This is a genomic window from Shewanella sp. 11B5, assembly GCF_002836795.1.
GTDB classification, from domain to species: Bacteria; Pseudomonadota; Gammaproteobacteria; order Enterobacterales; family Shewanellaceae; genus Shewanella; species Shewanella frigidimarina.
In genome coordinates this window covers 1-3,407 of sequence record NZ_PJAP01000883.1, presented here as the reverse complement: position 1 = coordinate 3,407, position 3,407 = coordinate 1, and the positions used below count along the sequence as shown (strand labels likewise).

General features: G+C 40.4%; 5 protein-coding genes. 3 read left to right on the top strand and 2 right to left on the bottom strand.

Annotated features, from left to right (window positions below; all coding sequences use genetic code 11):
* A partial coding sequence (locus tag CXF78_RS17660; RefSeq protein WP_145991549.1) for a pyridoxal-phosphate dependent enzyme occupies positions 1-596 on the top strand: 596 nt, incomplete at its 5' end.
* A 93-nt stretch (positions 597-689) separates the two neighbouring features.
* Here the strand turns inward: CXF78_RS17660 and queE are convergent.
* Positions 690-1,358 (bottom strand): 7-carboxy-7-deazaguanine synthase QueE, encoded by a 669-nt coding sequence (gene queE, locus CXF78_RS17655; protein WP_102037493.1) that lies wholly within the window; start codon positions 1,356-1,358, stop codon positions 690-692.
* Between the two features lie 210 nt (positions 1,359-1,568).
* Here queE and queC point away from each other — a divergent pair, with 210 nt between their 5' ends.
* Entirely contained in the window at positions 1,569-2,276 is a 708-nt protein-coding gene (queC, locus tag CXF78_RS17650) for a 7-cyano-7-deazaguanine synthase QueC (protein WP_011637339.1), read from the top strand.
* Positions 2,277-2,461: 185 nt separating this feature from the next.
* Positions 2,462-3,091: a rhombosortase gene (gene rrtA / locus CXF78_RS17645; RefSeq protein ID WP_102037492.1), complete on the top strand. Its 630-nt coding sequence runs from the start codon at positions 2,462-2,464 to the stop codon at positions 3,089-3,091.
* A gap of 71 nt (positions 3,092-3,162) precedes the next feature.
* Here rrtA and CXF78_RS21540 read toward each other — a convergent pair.
* A partial coding sequence (locus CXF78_RS21540) for a hypothetical protein (RefSeq protein ID WP_180957208.1) occupies positions 3,163-3,407 on the bottom strand: 245 nt, incomplete at its 5' end.

Below are 3,407 nucleotides of genomic sequence, written 5' to 3'. Positions count from 1 at the left end.
CCGATTGGCGAGGTAATAACAATATTGCTGATTCTATATTTATCCAAATGGAAAAAGAGCCCCATCCTATTCCAAGCTGGATTGTAATGAGTCCTGGTACTGGTGGCACCAGCGCTACCATTGGCCGCTATATTCGTTATCAGCAGCAACAAACGCAGTTGTGCGTCGTCGACCCCGAAAATTCTGTATTCTACGATTACTTTCACAATGGTGACGCGAGCATTATTAGCGATAAGAGCAGTAAAATAGAGGGAATTGGTCGGCCACGTGTTGAACCGTCATTTATTGCTGGTGTAGTTGACTCTATGATTAAGATCCCTGATGCCGCCTCAATCGCAACGATTCAGTGGTTAGAGCAACTCATAGGGCGTAAAACAGGCGCATCTACTGGTACTAACTTATATGGGGCGTTGCTGTTAGCAACACAAATGCGTAACGAAGGTCAAACAGGTTCTATTGTGACCTTAATTTGTGATGCGGGTGAGCGCTATCTTGATACCTATTACAACCCGCAATGGATAGAAGACAATATTGGCTGTTTCGAACACTACCGAGAAAAACTCGTCGCGTTTAATGAATCAGGTTTACTTCGTTAACCTGTTAAAATTAAAAAGCCGTTGAATATTGATTCAACGGCTTTTTTGTTTCGTAAAAAACAAGTGGTCATAATGAACACTAAATAAACACTTTTAGTCAATATTCAGATACTTATGTGTTTGTATCGATAAACGCCAGTTACGGCTAATACACACCTTCATGGCAAGTTCTGTTGCTCGCGCCTTTTGGCTAATAGGTTGTAAGCAAATGGTTTTATCGCTGACATCAATATTCAGTAATAATTTATCTAATTCATCAATATGGTGTTCTGTGGCGATAGGATGTTTAATTTCATTAGCACGATTTAATGCTTGTTCTAGTACCTTGTAGCCACCTTTCATATTGATTTTAGGTGATACAGTAACCCACACATCTGAATGACATTTTACGTCAAACGTGCCACTGGTTTCTATTTGTACCTGATAACCAGCCTCAATAAAAATCGTGGTTAATTCTGTCAAATCGTACAAACATGGCTCACCACCGGTTAACACAATGTGCTTAGCAGTAAAGCCTTTATCATGAAATGCTTGCAGTAACGTATAGCCTGTATGATCAGCCCATCTGCCGATGGTGCCGTCGACCTGAATCACTTGCTCTGCGGTCACTTTGTTTTCGGGTAACACATCCCAGGTTTGCTTTGTATCACACCATGCACAACCTACAGGACAGCCCTGCAAGCGAACGAACAGTGCAGGAACACCAGTATATGTGCCCTCACCTTGTATTGTTTCAAATACTTCGTTAACGGGATATTTCATCGTTTACCTTACTTCTAGAGACAAGTATTGGCTACCTGGCTTATAACGGGTCGGCATTTATAGAGTATTTTAACGTTAGCTGCAAGTATTTACACCTAAGGCTTTGCAGTTGGGTCTGGCTTAGGTAACATATCAGTTCTATTTACCTGGACCACTAGGGGTTGATCACTCCGATCTTACCAGTCAGTTCAGTACGTTAAGAGTATATCCATGTCAGATGCAAAGCAAAACACGCCAACTAAAGCCCTTGTTGTTTTCAGTGGCGGTCAAGATTCAACCACTTGCCTTATTCAAGCCTTATCTCAATATGACGAAGTACACGGGATAACATTTGATTATGGCCAACGCCATCGTCAAGAAATCGAAGTGGCAAAATCCTTGGCTACTGAGTTGAAACTAGCTAGCCATAAAGTCATGGATACCACCTTATTAAACGAGTTAGCCATTTCAGCATTAACACGTGATGCTATTCCTGTATCACATGAGTTGATGAATAATGGTTTGCCGAATACTTTTGTGCCTGGACGTAATATTTTATTTTTAACTCTTGCGGGTATATATGCTTACCAATTAGGTTGCGATGCCATTATTACCGGCGTGTGTGAAACCGACTTTTCGGGCTATCCAGATTGCCGTAATGAATTTGTTCAATCAATGCAAAACTCATTAGCACTTGGAATGGATAAACCCCTTAAGATAATTACCCCATTAATGTGGCTCAATAAAGCTGAAACCTGGGCACTGGCTGATAAATATCAGCAATTAGCATTAGTACAACATCAAACGTTAACTTGTTATAACGGTATTGTTGGTAAAGGTTGTGGTGACTGCCCCGCTTGTGTCTTACGTCAACGTGGCCTAGATGATTACTTGCAAAATAGTCAATCAGTGATGGACTCATTAAACAGTAAGCTATAACAATATCGATAACATACTGTAACTAACTGCAACGGATTAATGCAGCTCTGCCGCAGCGCTATTTTGATGACGACACCAAAAATGCACACAGGTTAACGCTATGCGGCAATTTTGCGCTACAGTTAAGTTTAGTGTTTTTGGATAAATTAAATTGGCTTGTTTTGACGGTGCGCAAAGAGGATATTTTGCTAAATCATAAATCAAACACTGTTGGACTTTATCACTTTGTTGTTGTCATCAGCCTTATTTGTATTGGGCTGTTTGCAGCAGATATCCCTACGCCAGCATTTTTGCCCATTGATCAGTATTTAAGTTATCAATATAACGCCATTACTGATGGACAAATATGGCGATTAATCACCGGTAACCTGTTACATACTAATTTATGGCATTTGCTGATGAATTTGGCAGGATTTTGGGTAATTGTATTTTTACATGAAGTCCATTATAAGCGCCATCCAGGCAAGTTGATATTACTGTTTCTCAGTTTGTGTTTATTAGAAGGTATTGGTTTATATTTCTTTTATCCAAGTCTAAAAGCTTATGTAGGCTTAAGTGGTTTATTACATGGGTTGTTTGCTTTTGGTGCGGTAATGGACATTCGCAAAGGGTACCGTTCAGGTTATTTACTGTTGCTTGGTGTGATCATTAAAGTCGGATACGAGCAGGTATTTGGTGCGACGAGCAGTATTACCCAGTTAATTAATGCCAGAGTAGCCACTGAATCACATCTGGTTGGTCTTATTTGTGGAATATTGTGCGCGTTGTGCTGGTCAGCGATTGCCCATCGCTTCAAATATCACCACCTGCTTTAACGCTACACGCAAACTGTATTGACTTAAGCGTAGTTATTTTAGCGCACATACTGGATAAACGGTATGTGCGCTTAATTGATTATAGGTTCTGCAGACTCTGACTCAATCTCTTGTCCATCCATTTCCTCAGACATCCCTGGAACAGTCACTTTTTCAGATTCAGATTCGGTAGATTGAACTGTGGCATTTGATTGTGCTCGCTCAACTAATTTATCGTATTCAGCTTGAGTAATAAGATAACTTTTTAATGGCGGTAATGGTTTAGTCGAAGGTTCTGTCACAGGAACTTCTGTCATACCACTGATATCAACTCGTC

What these genes read in the sequence shown, in the direction of transcription:
- queE (WP_102037493.1), bottom strand. Translation starts at nt 1,358, where the DNA reads ATGAAATATCCCGTTAACGAAGTATTTGAAACAATACAAGGTGAGGGC.
- queC (WP_011637339.1), top strand. Translation starts at nt 1,569, where the DNA reads ATGTCAGATGCAAAGCAAAACACGCCAACTAAAGCCCTTGTTGTTTTC.